This is a genomic window from Rhizobium sp. GW821-FHT14E12 (genome assembly GCF_058803745.1).
Window position 1 is genome coordinate 1,112,490 of the sequence record NZ_JBXAPH010000002.1, and the last position, 14,647, is coordinate 1,127,136.

15 protein-coding genes are annotated in these 14,647 nt (G+C 62.8%); 8 read left to right on the top strand and 7 right to left on the bottom strand.

The genetic code is table 11. From position 1 onward, the window contains the following. Positions 1-31 precede the first annotated feature (31 nt). The gene (locus AC1RO0_RS13225; RefSeq protein ID WP_498593323.1) at positions 32-1,309 is read right to left on the bottom strand and encodes an ABC transporter substrate-binding protein; all 1,278 of its coding nucleotides are present in this window, start codon (positions 1,307-1,309) and stop codon (positions 32-34) included. Positions 1,310-1,363: 54 nt separating this feature from the next. Continuing rightward, positions 1,364-2,365 (bottom strand): LacI family DNA-binding transcriptional regulator, encoded by a 1,002-nt coding sequence (locus AC1RO0_RS13230; RefSeq protein WP_498593324.1) that lies wholly within the window; start codon positions 2,363-2,365, stop codon positions 1,364-1,366. Positions 2,366-2,572: 207 nt separating this feature from the next. Between AC1RO0_RS13230 and AC1RO0_RS13235 the strand changes: the two genes are divergently transcribed. From AC1RO0_RS13235 to AC1RO0_RS13270, 8 genes are all read left to right on the top strand, one after another. Beyond that, the gene (locus AC1RO0_RS13235) at positions 2,573-3,301 is read left to right on the top strand and encodes a FadR/GntR family transcriptional regulator (protein WP_498593325.1); all 729 of its coding nucleotides are present in this window, start codon (positions 2,573-2,575) and stop codon (positions 3,299-3,301) included. Beyond that, on the top strand, positions 3,301-4,887 hold the full coding sequence (locus tag AC1RO0_RS13240; RefSeq protein WP_498593326.1) for an ABC transporter substrate-binding protein: 1,587 nt from the start codon (positions 3,301-3,303) through the stop codon (positions 4,885-4,887). The genes AC1RO0_RS13235 and AC1RO0_RS13240 overlap by 1 nt, the downstream gene beginning before the upstream one ends. Before the next feature lie 66 nt (positions 4,888-4,953). Beyond that, positions 4,954-5,913 carry an ABC transporter permease gene (locus AC1RO0_RS13245; protein ID WP_498593327.1) on the top strand — a complete coding sequence of 320 codons (960 nt, stop codon included), beginning with the start codon at positions 4,954-4,956 and terminating at the stop codon, positions 5,911-5,913. Positions 5,914-5,916: 3 nt separating this feature from the next. Continuing rightward, positions 5,917-6,792, top strand: coding sequence for an ABC transporter permease (locus AC1RO0_RS13250; RefSeq protein ID WP_498593328.1), 876 nt, complete (start codon positions 5,917-5,919; stop codon positions 6,790-6,792). Between the two features lie 19 nt (positions 6,793-6,811). Continuing rightward, entirely contained in the window at positions 6,812-7,729 is a 918-nt protein-coding gene (locus AC1RO0_RS13255) for a dihydrodipicolinate synthase family protein (RefSeq protein ID WP_498593329.1), read from the top strand. 8 nt (positions 7,730-7,737) lie between these two features. Then, complete coding sequence (locus AC1RO0_RS13260) at positions 7,738-8,754, top strand: ABC transporter ATP-binding protein (RefSeq protein WP_498593381.1); 1,017 nt, start codon at positions 7,738-7,740, stop codon at positions 8,752-8,754. Further along, the gene (locus AC1RO0_RS13265; protein ID WP_498593330.1) at positions 8,755-9,711 is read left to right on the top strand and encodes an ABC transporter ATP-binding protein; all 957 of its coding nucleotides are present in this window, start codon (positions 8,755-8,757) and stop codon (positions 9,709-9,711) included. Positions 9,712-9,771: 60 nt separating this feature from the next. Beyond that, entirely contained in the window at positions 9,772-10,278 is a 507-nt protein-coding gene (locus tag AC1RO0_RS13270; RefSeq protein WP_498593331.1) for a GNAT family N-acetyltransferase, read from the top strand. Here the strand turns inward: AC1RO0_RS13270 and AC1RO0_RS13275 are convergent, their stop codons facing one another. The 5 genes from AC1RO0_RS13275 to AC1RO0_RS13295 form a co-directional block, all read right to left on the bottom strand. Continuing rightward, on the bottom strand, positions 10,279-11,499 hold the full coding sequence (locus tag AC1RO0_RS13275) for a DUF1501 domain-containing protein (protein ID WP_498593332.1): 1,221 nt from the start codon (positions 11,497-11,499) through the stop codon (positions 10,279-10,281). A gap of 2 nt (positions 11,500-11,501) precedes the next feature. Continuing rightward, the gene (locus AC1RO0_RS13280) at positions 11,502-12,980 is read right to left on the bottom strand and encodes a DUF1800 domain-containing protein (protein ID WP_498593333.1); all 1,479 of its coding nucleotides are present in this window, start codon (positions 12,978-12,980) and stop codon (positions 11,502-11,504) included. 73 nt (positions 12,981-13,053) lie between these two features. After that, positions 13,054-13,503 (bottom strand): periplasmic heavy metal sensor, encoded by a 450-nt coding sequence (locus tag AC1RO0_RS13285; RefSeq protein ID WP_153363598.1) that lies wholly within the window; start codon positions 13,501-13,503, stop codon positions 13,054-13,056. Beyond that, the gene (locus AC1RO0_RS13290; protein WP_498593334.1) at positions 13,500-13,943 is read right to left on the bottom strand and encodes a hypothetical protein; all 444 of its coding nucleotides are present in this window, start codon (positions 13,941-13,943) and stop codon (positions 13,500-13,502) included. Before AC1RO0_RS13290 ends, AC1RO0_RS13285 begins: the two co-directional genes overlap by 4 nt. Then, on the bottom strand, positions 13,936-14,508 hold the full coding sequence (locus tag AC1RO0_RS13295; protein WP_498593335.1) for an RNA polymerase sigma factor: 573 nt from the start codon (positions 14,506-14,508) through the stop codon (positions 13,936-13,938). The genes AC1RO0_RS13290 and AC1RO0_RS13295 overlap by 8 nt, the downstream gene beginning before the upstream one ends. Between the last annotated feature and the right edge of the window lie 139 nt (positions 14,509-14,647).

The following is a 14,647-nucleotide window of genomic DNA, read 5'->3' on the forward strand; positions in this document are numbered from 1 at the left end:
CAACAGCCGGAACCCACGGCGACCGGATGGCCTATTCGACCGGGCAAGCGCCATCACTGGCCTTGTCCGGCGCCCAGCACGGCGCCTTAGTGTCCGTCATGATCTTGGAAAGAGCGGCGGCCTGCTCGTTCAGCACCTGATCGATCGGCTCGTTGCGGATGACGATCCGCTGGAACGTATCCATGTAGACCTTGTTGAACTCCCCACCCTTGTCGCCGAGGCCGACCGGGAGCAGCGAGACGATGGCGTCCTTGGCGTTCTGCGTCGCATCGACACCCCCAGCCAGAAGAGCAATACCCGGATCGATATTCTCGGGGAGTTTCGCATCCACCGTCGGGAAGAAGCCGACCTTTTCGGCCGCCGTGAGCTGGATGTCGGGCTGGATGAGATGCTCGATCACGGCGCGCGCGCCCGCTTCGTCCGGCGCGCCCTGCGGGATGGCGAGACCGGCCACAACCGGCATATAGCCGCGTCCCTCTGGGCCTGCTGGTGCCGGGAAGACGACATATTGGTCGGGATTGCTGCTGACAGCCTCTTTCAGACGCGCCAGATGATCCCAGGCGACCCAGACTTCCTCGGACAGCAGCGGCTCCTGCATGAAATTGTAGTTGGTCGAGTTCGGATTGACGACCGACCAGAGCTGCTTGAAGCTCTCCCAGGCCTTGGCCGCCTCAGCGGACTTGAACGGCCGCACCACGCCACCAGTGAAGGATGGGTAGAAATAGCCCTGGAAGAACCGCGGCATCAGACCCTTGGGACCAGCGGGGAAACCGATGCGTGGCTGGCCCGTCGCCTCCTGCATCTTCTTGCCCCAGGCGATGAGCTGGTCGTAGGTCAGCGCATTGATATCGGCGCCATCCGGAAGATATTGCAGCGCCTCCTTGTTAGCGGCCATCACATAGGTTGCCTGCATCCAGGGAATGTACTGCTGCTTGTCCGTCCCCAGCTTGCCGAGATCGATCACGCTCTTCGGCATGCCGGCCGCCTCCAACTTGGCGGCCATATCGTCAAGCGGCACAAACCCGTCCTTGGCGGCGATCGGCGACAGCTCGCCATGCAAAGCGCCGACCAGGCTGATCGTGTGCTTACCCGCCTGCCGCTCGGCTTCCATGCGAACAGCAAATTGCGGCGGCTCCTCGACCACATATTCGACGGGAGTCTTCACATCCTTCAGGAGCTGTTCGCGCACCACGGTCGCCTCTTCGATCGGCCGCAACTGCGTGGACAGGAAAATCGTGTCCGCATAAGCAAGCGAGGTGGTCGCAAAGCTTGCGGCAACGACCAGGCCGTATAGATATGAGCGCTTCATTGGTTTCCTCCTCTTTGAAACGTCGGCCGCGTGGGCCGGGCATGCATTCGGCTGTCAGGGGCGGCGGCGGTGGCTTTCCCTCGGAACGAATTCCACCGGATAGATTTCCTGAAGTCTCGCGGGATCCTCGCCTGCGATCGCACGCAAAAGCAGCGACGCCAGCCGCTCGCCGACGTTTGCTCCGGTCATGTGCATGGTCGAAAGCGGTGGGTCGCTATAGGCGCCCATTGGCACATCGTCGTGCCCGATAAGGCTCACCGCGTCTCCACCCTCGATCTCGCGAAGAGCACTGAGAGCCCCGATCGCCATTTCATCGGTGCAGCACAGGATAGCGGTGGGCTTGAGCGCGCCCGACATCAGCGCCTTCGCAGCCTCATATCCGCCGCGCTCGGTCGGATCGCCGACCGCAAAAAGATCCGCATTCAGACCGGCCTCGGAAAGCCCCGCTTCCCAGCCAGTCCGCCGCAAATGCGCGAAATTGTAGTCGCCCGGCCCGGCGAGATGACCGATGCGGACATGGCCCTCTTTCGCGAAGCGAAGCGTGGCCTCGCGAAACCCGGCATGGCCGTCCCCATCGATGAAGGCATGCGGCGTCCCCGCCTCCGTGCGGCCATGGGTGACGAAAGGAATGCCCCGCGATTGCAGAAACTCGACGCGCTCGTCGTGCCGTTTCGTGCGGACGAGAACCATAGCGTCGACACGGTGGCCATCGACGAAGCGACGGCACATGTCCAGCTCGCTCTTGCCTCTCGGCACCGGTGCAATCACCAGATTGAGGCCCGCGACGGCGAGATGCTCGGCACAATCGGACAGCATGTCGATGAAGTATGGCGGGCTGATCTGGCCCGGCGCGCTCGGCAGGGGCACGGCGACCAGTTCGGCACGCTGGCGCCGCAACCGTCGCGCGGAGGCGTTCGGTTGATACCCCGCCAGGCGTGCTGCCTCTTCCACCCGCAAGCGTGTTGCCGGCGAAACATCCGCATAGCCATCCAGCGCCCGCGAGACGGTCGTGATCGACAGGCCAAGAGAATTGGCAAGCTGCTTGAGGTTTGACATCGCCTCTTCCAAAACGTTTTGGGAATGAACTCCAAAACGTTTTGGGAGTCAAGGCCGCGACCTCCTGCGACACGAAACCTCCCTGTGCAAAAGCCTGCTGAGACGGTCACCCAAGGGTCAATCATCGCCGCTGCACCAGATATCCATTTGACAGATATCCTACAAGTGGATATTTGCTTTTGGCACGATGATGAAGCGAGACCTTTCATGACCCTCAAGACGATGAAGCCTCTAACCCGCGCGCCGCTGCTGCATGTGTCCGTACAAGAGAGTCTGCGGGCCTACGTCGCCGATAATACGCTTCAGCCCGGCGCCATGCTGCCGGCCGAGGGGGAACTTGCCCATCAGCTCGGGGTTAGCCGCAACTCATTGCGGGAAGGCATCAAGGCGCTGGAATCGCTCGGCGTGCTGGAATCGCGGCGCGGTGTCGGCATCTTCGTCAAAGCCTTCTCCTTCGAGCCGCTGCTCGACAACCTCGCCTATGGACTTGGCGGCGCGCTCCGCCAGATCGAGGAAGTCCTGGAGATCCGCCGCACGCTGGAAGTCGGCCTTATCGGCAAAACCCTGGAGATCATCGGCGAGGAGGATATCGCCGAGCTCAGGGCAACCGTGAACCGCATGCGCGTACATGCCGAGAAGGGAGAGGCTTTCGCCGAGGACGACCAGCTTTTCCATCGCCTGCTCTTCCGCTGCCAGGACAACGAAACGCTCGTCCGGCTCATCGATGTCTTCTGGATGGCCTTCTACAAGGCCTCCGATTTCGTCAACCTCGACAATCTCGATCCAGTCGGCACCTGGAAGGATCACGCGGCAATCGTCGACGCGGTGGAGGCGCGGGACCTCGCGGAGGCCAAGCTGAGGCTGGACCGCCATTACCAGGGCATTTCCCGGGTGATCGCCAATAACAAGACGAATTCAAATGTGGGAGGAACATAATGAATCGACTGTCCAGACTGTCATCGGCCATCGCGCTCGCCACGCTGGCGTCAACGGTGACCATCCCGGCTATTTCCGCTCCGGCGTCGGCGGCAACATTGTCCGGCGGCTTCGATGTCGGACCCGGCGGCTTTCAGGGTAACTTCAATCCGCTGGCGGCCACTGGCGGCTTCACCTGGCTCAGCATCTACTACGAGCCGCTGGTAAGCTATGACGAGAAGCTGCAGAAGGTCGTCGGCGTATTGGCCTCGTCCTATGAGGTCAGCGCCGATCAGCGCAGCTATACCTTCAAGCTCACGGACGCGAAATGGCATGACGGACAGGCTTTTACGGCTAAGGATGCGAAGTTCACCATAGAGCTTGCAAAGAACCCCAAGACCGGCTCCGTTCTCGCCGCCCGCCTGACGGCCGTCTCCTCGATCGAGACACCGGACGATAGAACATTGGTTGTCAAGCTCAGCACGCCATCGGCCAGTCTGATGGACACGATGACCAAGATCATGATGCTGCCGGAGCATGCGCTATCGCAGATCCCCGCCGACCAGCTTGCCAAGAATAGCTGGTGGTCCACTGCGCCGATCGGCACCGGCCCCTTCAAATTCACCCGCTATGTGGCGGACCAATATGTGGAGCTTTCGGCCAACACAGACTATCGCGGCGGCAAGCCGGCGCTGGAGAAGCTGATAGACCGGTATTTCGCCGATCCAGCGGCGGCGATCTCAGCGCTGAGGGCTGGCGAAATCCAGTTCACCTATGTCGATTCCAACGACGTATCGACCTTCAAGGGCAACGCCGATTTCCGGGTGATCGAGGGTGAGTCCTTCGTGGTGAACTATCTCGGCTTCAACCATGACTCACCGATCTGGAAGGACCTGCGCGTCCGCCAAGCGGTCATGTATGCCGTCAACCGCCCCGCCATCGTCCAAAGCCTCTATGGCGGCGCCGCCAAGCAGGCCAATTGCGCCTATGTCGCCGATCATCTCGTGCCGAAGGATGTCGAGCCCTATGGCTATGATCCGGAAAAGGCCCGACAACTGCTGAAAGAGGCCGGCTGGGACAAGATCAATGGCGACAAGCCGATCACCTTGCTGACCTATTACAGCACGCCGCTCGCGGCCAATGTCATGGCCGCCCTGCAGGCCATGCTCGCCCAGGTCGGCATCAACGTCACGCCGCGCGCGGTCGACACACCGACCTTCAACAGCATCGTGCTCAATCCGAAACCGGATGTCGCGCAGTTCCAGATGATCTATGCCGGCCTGCAGAACGGCCCAGATCCAAGCAGCATCAATGCCGGCCTCAACGAGAAGCAGATCCCGCCGGCCGGCGCCAACGTGGTGCGCGCTCGCATGCCGGATCTGACCACAGCGCTCGACGGAGCGCTCGGCGAAACGGACCCCGCCAAGCGCAACCTGCACTACCAGGACGTCTGCAAGGTCATGAACAGTGAACTCCCCTGGGGAACGCTCTGGGTGGCCAACCGCTATGGCGTCGTCTCTTCTAAGGTGAAGGACTTCGTCTGGACCCCGGCACCGGGCGGCGGCCCCTATCAGGCGCATCCGGAAAAGTGGTCGCTCGCCGAATAGGCCTGACATTCCCGCAGCGTGAGGGTGGCGCGCTCAGCCGTGCCACCCCAACAGGGGACGGTTTTCATGCTCAAATATAGTGCCCGGTGCCTTTTGATCGGCTTGGGAATGCTGCTCGCCGTGAGCCTGCTGACCTTCATTCTTTTGCGGCTTACTCCCGGCGATCCGGTCGACGCCTATGTCAACCCGAACGTACCGATGTCGCCGGCCGATCTTGCGGAATTGCGGACCCAGCTCGGCCTCGATCGTCCGTTGCCGGTGCAATATCTGGCATGGCTCAAAGAGGCTCTCACCGGCAATCTCGGCTATTCGATCAAGCGGTTCGATCAACCCGTCCTCGGCCTCGTTTTGTCCCGCATCGGCCCAACGCTGCTCTTGATGGGCTCGGCGATCCTGATTGCGGTGGTGGCCGGCATCGCGATCGGGGTCGTCAGCGCCGTGCGCCGCAACTCGCTGCTGGACGTCTCGTTCTCCGTCTTCGCGCTTGCCGGAATTTCGAGCCCTGCTTTCCTCAGCGCGCTGATCGGGCTCTATATCTTCTCCGTCAGGCTGCATTGGATGCCATCCGGCGGCATGCTGACACCGGGGGCGGATTTTTCCATCGGCGATCTGCTGCGCCATCTCATTCTACCCGCCTCGCTTCTCGCCATCGCCCAGGCGGCTCTCATCACGCGCTACATGCGCGCCTCGCTGCTTGAGGTGCTCAATCAGGATTATGTCCGCACCGCGCGCGCCAAGGGCGTCTATGAATTCTGGGTCATTGCCAAGCACGCGCTGCGCAATGCGCTGCTTCCCGTCGTCACCCTCATCGGCTCGACCATCGGCCTTGCGATCGGCGGCGCGATCTTCATCGAGAGTGTCTTCAATTGGCCAGGCATGGGGCTGCTTTTAGTCGACGCCGTCGGCGCGCGAGACTATCCGGTCATCATGGGCGCGACACTGGTGATCGGCGCCTGCGTCATCGTCGTCAACCTCCTGACGGACATCACCTATGCGGTGATCGATCCGCGCATCAAGGTGGGTTGAGCGATGCTGGCCCGCTCCCCCACCCGCAGCCCTGGCCCGCTCGCCCGTGCCTTCGAGCGCTTCCTGTTCAATCGGCTTGCTCTCTTTGGCATCTGTCTGATCGTGCCGATGCTCGTGCTGATCCTCTCCTATCCTCTATGGTGGAGCTTCAGGCCGAACGACATCGACCTGCTTGCCATGAACAGCGGGCCGACCGCCAAGCATTGGTTCGGCACCGACGGCGTCGGTCGCGACGTGTTCGCCCGCGTGCTTGCCGGCGGACGGATCTCGCTGCTCGTCGCCATCGGATCGACCGCGATCTCGGCAGCCATCGGCTTCCTGGTTGGCGCGATCTCCGCCCTTGCCGGCCGCTTCGCGGACGCGGTCACCATGCGTTTCGTCGATCTCGTCATGACGCTGCCGCCGGTGATCTTCCTTCTGGTGCTGGCCTCGATCGCCGGCACCGGCATCTGGCCGACGGTCCTCGTCATCTCGCTGCTCTCCTGGCCGCTTCTGGCGCGCATGATCCGCTCGCGCCTCCTCGAACTGCGCGAGCGGGATTTCGTGATTGCGGCGCGCGGCATGGGCGCCGGTCTCCCGCATCTGCTTCTGCGCCACGGCCTGCCGAACTCGATCGATATTCTCGTCGTCTTCGCGACGTTGCAGATCGCCAATTCCATCCTGCTCGAAGCCGGCCTTTCCTTCTTGGGGCTGGGCATCGCCCCGCCCGCCGCAAGCTGGGGCAACATGCTGAACACCGCCCGCTCGACGGCCGTGTTCGAGCAATACCCCTGGCAATGGCTCTTCCCCGGCGGCGCACTCGTCCTTGCCGTCCTTGCCATCAACTTCATCGGCGATGGCCTTCGTGATGCCTTCGACCCTCGCACTGAGCAAAGCTAACCACTGAGAGAAAGCTAACATGAGCAAATTCAAGGGTGTTGTTCCCCCCGTCGTCACGCCGCTGAACGCAGATTTCACCGTCGACTACGCCTCCTATACGCGGGTGCTGGAGCATCTGATCGAAGCCGGCTGCCATGGTCTCTTCGTGCTCGGCTCGACGAGCGAAGTGATTTTCCATGACGAAAAGACGAGACAGGAGATCATCGAGCACTCGGCCAAGGTGATCAACGGCCGCGTGCCGCTGATCGTCGGCGTGATCGATCCGACCACCAACCGCGTCATCGACCACGCAAAGGTCGCCAAGGCGGCAGGCGCCGATGCGATCGTCGTTACCGCTCCCTTCTACACCGTCACCAGCCAACCGGAGATCCTCGATCATTTCCGCTATATCCGCGACGCGGTCGACGTACCGCTGATCGCCTATGACATCCCGGTCTGCGTGCATGCGAAGCTGCAACGCCAGACGACCGTCAAGCTTGCCCGCGAAGGCACGATCATCGGCGTCAAGGATTCCAGCGGCGACGACGGCAATTTCCGCTACCTGCTGCTCGATCTCGCCGACCGGAAGGATATCTTCCTGATGACCGGCTCGGAAATCGTCGTCGACAATGCGTTGCTAATGGGCGCGCATGGCGTTGTGCCCGGCATCGCCAATGTCGATCCGCATGGCTATGTCCGGCTCTGGGATGCCGCGCAACGTGGCGACTGGATCGCGGCCCGCAAGGAGCAGGAGCGCCTTTGCCGGCTGTTCGAGATCGTCTGGGTGGCGCAGGGCCGCGTCAGCGGCGGAGCCTCCGGCATCGGCGCCTTCAAGGCCGCGATGAAGAGCCTGGGGATCATCGACACCGCCCTGATGCCGAGACCGCGCGCCGCCCTCAACGACGCCGAGACCGGCAAAATCAATGATATTCTGCGCGCCACCGGCCTGCTTGACTGACGGTCATGATGCAAGAAAGCACTGAGACCATACTCGACATCAGGGGGCTGCGGACGGTCTTCCGCCTCCGCTCCGGCGCGGTGACGGCGGTCGATGATCTCAGTCTTTCTATCGCGGCCGGCGAGACGCTGGCGCTGGTCGGCGAATCCGGTTCAGGCAAATCGGTGACCAGCCTTTCGGTGATACGCCTGCTGGCGCGCGATATCGGCATGATCGCGGCCGGCAGCATCCGGCTGAAGCGCAAGTCCGGCCAGGTCAGCGATCTCGTACTGCTCGACGAGAAGGAGATGCGCTCAATCCGCGGCGACGATATCGGCATGATCTTTCAGGAGCCGATGTCGAGCCTCAATCCGGTCTTTACCATCGGCGACCAGATTTCCGAGCCGATCCGCATCCATCGTGAAGCGAGTAGCAAAGCCGCGCTGGATGCGGCCATCGGGCTTCTCGATAGCGTCGGCATTCCCGATGCCAGACGCCGCGCCGGCCAATATCCGCATGAGTTGTCGGGCGGCATGCGCCAGCGTGCCACCATCGCCATGGCACTCGCCTGCGACCCGACACTGCTGATCGCCGACGAGCCGACGACGGCGCTCGACGTCACCATCCAGGCGCAGATTCTCGACCTATTGCGAGCACTGCAGCGCGAGCGCGGCATGGCCATGCTGTTCGTCACGCACAATCTCGGCGTGGTCGCAGAGATCGCCCATCGGGTGGCGGTTATGTATGCCGGCCGGATTGTCGAGACAGGGCCGGTGAGCGAGGTTTTCCGCAATCCGAGACACCCTTATACCATCGGGCTACTGGCCTCGATGCCGAGGCTCGGCGATGCCAGCCGCATGAAGCAGGCCGGCGAAAAGCTCGCTGCCATTCCAGGCATGGTGCCCACCCTCATGAACATGCCGGCCGGCTGTGCCTTCGCGCCGCGCTGCGCGTTCGCGATCGACGCCTGTCGCGCCGCCGTGCCGCCGCTCGCCGAAATCAATCCGCGCCATCAAAGCCGCTGCATCCGCTGGCAGGAGATCTAGATGAACGAGCCCCTGCTTTCCGTTCGCAATCTCGCGAAGCACTATACGGCCCGCGGCACCAAGACCAACGTCCTGCAGGACATCTCCTTCGAGATCGGCAGAGGTGAAGTGGTCGGTCTCGTCGGCGAATCCGGCAGCGGCAAGACCACGATCGGCCGCTCGGTGCTGCGCCTCATTGAACCCTCGGCAGGCAGCATCCGCTTCGACGGCAATGATCTCACCACCCTCTCGACATCGGCGATGCGGCGGCTCCGGCCGCGCATGCAATATATCTTCCAGGATCCGTTCGCGAGCCTCTCGCCCCGCATGACGATCGGTGAAATCCTCACCGAGGGCCTGACGATCCAGGCTATCGGCACCTCGAAGGAGCGGCTTGATCGCGCCCGAACCGCACTCGAGCAAGTGGACCTCCCGGCCGATGCCATCCATCGCTATGCACATGAGTTTTCCGGGGGCCAGCGCCAGCGCATCGGCATTGCAAGGGCGCTGACGCTCGCGCCGGATTTCCTCGTTGCCGACGAACCCGTGTCGGCCCTCGACGTGTCGATCCAGGCGCAGGTCATCAACCTCTTGCGCGACCTGCAGCAACGCCTCGGCCTCACCATGCTCTTCATCTCGCATGACCTCGCCGTGGTCGAATATATCTGCGACCGGATCATCGTGCTCTATCTCGGGCGCATCATGGAGATTGCGCCGAGCAGCGAACTCTATGTCTCGCCGCAGCATCCCTATACGCGGGCCTTGCTTTCGGCGATCCCCTCGCCCGATCCGGACGCGCGGCGCGACCGGCAAATCCTCAAGGGCGACATTCCGAGCCCGGCCAACCCGCCCAGCGGCTGCGTCTTTCGCACCCGCTGTCCGAATGCGCTGCCGGCCTGCGCCGACGCCGTGCCGAAGCTGCGGGAAGTCTCGCCCGGCCATTTCAAGGCCTGCATCCGCGATGATCTCTCTGCTTGAGGCGTTGCCTGCTCTTGTTTCTGCCATCTATAGTGATGGAATCAGCATCGGGAGGCCGTATTGAGTGCAAACGGGATAACGATCAGGCACATCAGCGCCGACGAGTTCGATATCTTTCGGCGCATTCGCCTGGAGGCGCTTCGCGCCGAGCCCTCTTCCTTTGCGAGCAGCGTGGAGGACTGGGAGGTTCTGTCCGACGAGGAATGGCGCCAGCGACTGACTGATCCCGTTTTCGTGGCGTTTCGAGACGATGAGCCCGTTGGAGTGATGGGCTTGCTGCGTCAGCGATCCAGCAAGATGGCGCATCGCGCCACGCTGATCATGGTCTATGTGCGCAAGGATCTGCGAGGCATGGGTCTTGCGAAGGATCTCCTGGACACGGTGATTGCCTACGCGCTGAGCGAGGGCATCGTGCAGATCGAACTGGTCGTCAGCGCGGAAAATCCGAAGGCGATAGGTTTCTACCGCCGGGAAGGTTTCTCCGAATTTGGCCGAATTCCCGGCGGGGTCCGCCACAACGGCCGGGAAATCGACGACATCATGATGGCGCGACGCCTTACCAAGTAATCACGCAATCAGCCCCTTCATCGGGGCCACGAAACCCGATCCCGGAAAGACATCGCGGGCCAATATGGCGGGGGAAGCGCCGAGCAGGTCGACGGCAATGCCCTTTATCACGGCCCGCAGATCCGTCGTCGCGGCAAGATCGCGGCCGTCGCGTAGTTGCGGTTGCTTGAGGCCCGGCCAATCGGCGATGACGCGCCCCCCCTTGATCGCGCCGCCGGCGAGGAAGGCTGTCGTGCCGGTCCCGTGATCGGTACCATCAGTGCCGTTGATCCGCGCGGTGCGTCCGAATTCCGTTGCAACGACAATTGCCGTATCCTTCCAGCTTGGCCCAAGCTCCTGCTCGAAAGCCGCCAGCGAATTGTCGAGCCCAGTCAGAAGCCGTGTCAGGCGGCCGATCTCCCCCGCATGCGTATCCCAGCCTTCGAAGGCGAGTGCGGCGACGCGTGGTCCGTCGTCCTGTGCCAGCAGGCGTGCCGCACCTCTTGCCATCTGCTCCATCCCCGCGGGATCGCCCGGGCCGCCCCGAGCTTTGACATCGACACCCGCCGCAATCTTGCCCGTGGCGATGCCCTCGGCCAGTATGTTGGCGAAAAGAGGATCGGTGTGGGTGTAGAGATCCATCAGGCGGGGTGGAAGGTCGGCACTGACGGGCTGCAGGCTCGACGGCGACCATCCGAGAACAGGCGCCTTGCCGCGAATGACCAGCGGTGCGTTCGCGCCAACGGCAAGCCCACGGAGATTGGTGCTGTCGGGCGCGACCTTGTCGCCTTTCGGAAGACCTTCGAGCATGCGGTTCAGCCAGCCGGAATCCACCCGGCCCGGCGTTTCATAGCCGGATTCGAGCACATCCTGGCCGTCGAAATGCGAACGATCACGATAGGACGTGGCGTTGGCGTGAACGACGGCTGCCTGTCCCGCCCGATAGAGCCGGTTGAAATTGGGCATGGAGGGATGCAGGGCAAAAAAGCCGTCCAGCGGAAGGGCCGCATTGGGACCGTCGGTCGTCATCGCGATCGACTGACGCAAGGCTTCGTAGTCAGGATCGCCGACCGGCGGGACTGCAGTCAAACCGTCCAAAGCGCCGCGCAGGATGATGGTGATGAATCGCGGATCGCGGCCGCCGGCTGCATGGGCAAAGCGCGGGATAAACGCCCAAGCGAACAAGGCGCCCGAAGCTCCGAGGACGGCACGGCGGGTGGGGGTGACGAGTTCACAGGTCATGATCAGCGCCTCTGAAATTCGGGGGAGAGATAGGCAATCGCGAGCCCCTGGCTACGGGTTTCCGCGCGCGACACGGCCTGCAAGGTTTCGTCGGAAAGGAGCGGTCCGAGGCTGTCGGAGACAAAGTGACGGGGATCGATCTGCGGGGGCACGGCGTTGGCGATCAGATTGGCGACATCCATCCGCGTGCTGAGCCCCTGGCCGGACGCCCAGGCGTCGACCGTGTCGGGAAATCCATTCGGTCCGGACGGCGCCCAGAACGGCTGGCCCATGGCGGCCAAAGCGCCGACGATGACATTGGGTTTCGGCTTCTCGCCGCTGGCGCGCAAAAGCGCGATGACGTATTCGAGCGGCGACCGGATCTTGACCAGTTTCGGATCCCAGGCTTCGTCGGACCCAAGCAGGGCCAGATAGACGGCCGAGAGATCGCCATCGGTCTTGGTGAAGGTCGCCGCAAGCTTTTGAACGAGCGCCGGCGGCGGCACGTCCGCAACAAAGTGGCGAACGAGCTTCGTGGCGATATGTCTGGCCGTCGCCGGATGGCGTGAGAGGTCATGCAACGCCTCCCTGCCCTGCCCGAAGCCATGGTCGGCATAGGTAAGCCCCAGGAGTGTCTGGTCGCCTGGCTCATGGGCACTGGCATTGAAGGCGAAGGTGCCCGAAGGACCCAAAGGCGACTGCCCTCGCACGACCGTCCAGCCGGTGATGATCCTTGCAAGCGTCGTGACATCGGCCTGCGTATAACCGCCATCCACGCCGAGCGTGTGGAGCTCAAGCGTCTCGCGGGCGAGATTTTCGTTCAGCCCACGCTTTCCCTTCGCATTCGCCCTGGAATCCGGCCCGATCGATTGCCGGTTGTCGAGGAAGGTCAGCATGGCGGGATGAGTCTCAACGGCCAGCAGCATGTCGGAAAAGCGCCCGAAGACATGCGGCCGGATGGCTTCCCGCTCGAATGCGCCTGCAAGGATATGGACCTCCTCCCCGCTCGACGTCGAAACCGCGAAATGGTTTGCCCAGAACATCGCCAGGCGCTCGCCAAAGCCGATCAGCGGCTGATGGATGGTGCCGTTGAAGCGTGCCTCAGCCTCGGCCAGGAAAACCTGTTGCGGAAGATAGGGCGCGGCTGGCGGTGGTGGGCTTGCCATCGCTTTTGGCATCGCCGACGGCTGCCCGGCCTTCATGTCGCCACCCGACATCGCCGGTTGCGGACTCTGGTTAGCCGTCATCGGCGGCACGGCGACTGCGACTGGCTGTTCCCTTGCTTGTTTGCGCTGCTCCTGAAAATCATAGAGAGCCACGAGAAGATCGGCCGTGGGTTTCAGCTCCACGCCCACAGGCACCGGCACGAAACGTTCGGTGATCTCTTCCCGCAATGCGCCGCGCGGGTCCGACCCTATGGCGGCGACGCCATTGTTGTCGGCGCCGAGCCCAAAGCGCGAAAGGGCGATTGCGGCATAAACGTCATTTGACGATTGCGTCATGTCCTTGCCAACTCCTGCGTCAACTACCCGTTAAACGCAGGCAACCGGCGGATCCGTCGGCCGGCAAATGTGATCATTTTGCGGCAGCGGGTTTCGGGACGCTGCGGCGGATCAAGCTTTCCGCGAGCGCGCGCCGCTCGTCGTAGGATAGCGTGGCGGCAAAATCGACGGCGCGCTGCTCGAGCTTCGCGCGCAGGGCCATATCGGCGTTGCGGGCTCTCGCCAGTGCCGCGGACAGCGCCTCGGTATCCAGGGTCGGTTGCCCCAGAAGAGAGGCTGCATCTATTTTCGCCTGCTGAGATTCCAGTACACTTGGTCGCTCCGCCTTGCGCGCATCGCTGAGCGCCTGACGGAAGGCTTTTTTCTGCCCGGAGGGAAGCTGCTCGCCGGCAAGCGGCAGCGTCTCGACGTGGGTCTGCGTGCTGCTGATCCAGGTCAGTCCACCACCCGCCAAAGCGCCGATCAGAAAGGTGTTCAGCACCAATAGAGATAGGACGAATATCCGAAAGCCGCGGTCTGTCATTGGGTGTCCTGTGTCGCGTTCTCGTCGGTTCCGATATCGCCGAAAACCGTGGCGGTCCGGTCCGTGGCGACGGTCGTGTCGGATGTTACGTTTGGCGTCAGAACGGCGATGGCAATGCTTCCCGCCAGTGCGCCGGCAACGCCCACGCCGACAAGGCCGATACCGGCGGAGGAAAAGCGAAACCATTTGCGCATCCGGGACCGGCGAGCAAATCGCGTGAGAATCCGATCCCCGAGACCGTCATTCCTTGCCTTCAGGGCATAGGCGTCGAGCAGCTGGTCGAGGCCACCGGCGGCCGCGAGTGCGGATACCCCCGCAGGTGTCTTTGCGAACGTCTCGGCCGAGGCCCGCTCCTCTTCGGGCCACCGATCGATCACGCCGCCATATGCCGCAGCCAGGGCCGCAAATCGGTCGGCACTCATGACCATATGTTCAGTCATCGATCCGCTCCTTCAACAAAAGCGTTTGCAGCGAGCGCCTTCCGCGCGCGAGCAGGCTTTCCAATGCGTCCACACTGATTTCCATAATCCCGGCCGCCTCCGCGTTCGACATTGCCTGATAGTAAACCAGAATGATCGCCTCCCGCTGGCGCGGCGCGATCATCTGCATGGCCCGCTCCACGCGCCTGCCCGGATCGTCCTCGCTCAGCAGGCCGGCATCCGGCGCAGGCCCCTCATAGGGAACATCGGGCGGATCCTCGGCGAGCACATGCTTGCGGCGACGCAGGCGGTCGTAGCAAAGATTGATCGCAACGCGGTGGATCCAGGTGCTGAAGCGCGCATTGCGCTGCCGCCAGCCGCCGGCGTTACGCCAGACGCGCAGGAATGTCTCCTGCGCCACATCCTCGGCCTCGCTCGCGTCACCAAGCATGCGGGTCGCGACAGCCAGAATGCGCGGCAACTGCCGCGATATCAGAGCGCGGGTTGCCTTGACATCGCCGGCCGCGACGCGACCAAGCAAATCCTCGTCCGGATCACCATCTTTGGGTGAGCGATCCCCATTCATTGCCAATCGCCACCATCCGGGTTTCGCGTGACGTCCCCATAGCACGCCTGTTCCTTGTCGATGACAAGGGCTTCGAGCCCATCGATCAGACCCGGTGACCTCAGGCTATGTGCTTGCGATATCTCCGACAGGCCGGTCT

Coding starts and splice junctions, on each gene's coding strand:
- AC1RO0_RS13285 (WP_153363598.1), bottom strand. CDS start 13,503: ATGACAGACCGCGGCTTTCGGATATTCGTCCTATCTCTATTGGTGCTG.
- AC1RO0_RS13295 (WP_498593335.1), bottom strand. CDS start 14,508: ATGAATGGGGATCGCTCACCCAAAGATGGTGATCCGGACGAGGATTTG.
- AC1RO0_RS13245 (WP_498593327.1), top strand. CDS start 4,954: ATGCTCAAATATAGTGCCCGGTGCCTTTTGATCGGCTTGGGAATGCTG.
- AC1RO0_RS13255 (WP_498593329.1), top strand. CDS start 6,812: ATGAGCAAATTCAAGGGTGTTGTTCCCCCCGTCGTCACGCCGCTGAAC.
- AC1RO0_RS13260 (WP_498593381.1), top strand. CDS start 7,738: ATGCAAGAAAGCACTGAGACCATACTCGACATCAGGGGGCTGCGGACG.
- AC1RO0_RS13280 (WP_498593333.1), bottom strand. CDS start 12,980: ATGACGCAATCGTCAAATGACGTTTATGCCGCAATCGCCCTTTCGCGC.
- AC1RO0_RS13235 (WP_498593325.1), top strand. CDS start 2,573: ATGACCCTCAAGACGATGAAGCCTCTAACCCGCGCGCCGCTGCTGCAT.
- AC1RO0_RS13290 (WP_498593334.1), bottom strand. CDS start 13,943: ATGACTGAACATATGGTCATGAGTGCCGACCGATTTGCGGCCCTGGCT.
- AC1RO0_RS13230 (WP_498593324.1), bottom strand. CDS start 2,365: ATGTCAAACCTCAAGCAGCTTGCCAATTCTCTTGGCCTGTCGATCACG.
- AC1RO0_RS13265 (WP_498593330.1), top strand. CDS start 8,755: ATGAACGAGCCCCTGCTTTCCGTTCGCAATCTCGCGAAGCACTATACG.
- AC1RO0_RS13275 (WP_498593332.1), bottom strand. CDS start 11,499: ATGACCTGTGAACTCGTCACCCCCACCCGCCGTGCCGTCCTCGGAGCT.
- AC1RO0_RS13250 (WP_498593328.1), top strand. CDS start 5,917: ATGCTGGCCCGCTCCCCCACCCGCAGCCCTGGCCCGCTCGCCCGTGCC.
- AC1RO0_RS13240 (WP_498593326.1), top strand. CDS start 3,301: ATGAATCGACTGTCCAGACTGTCATCGGCCATCGCGCTCGCCACGCTG.
- AC1RO0_RS13225 (WP_498593323.1), bottom strand. CDS start 1,309: ATGAAGCGCTCATATCTATACGGCCTGGTCGTTGCCGCAAGCTTTGCG.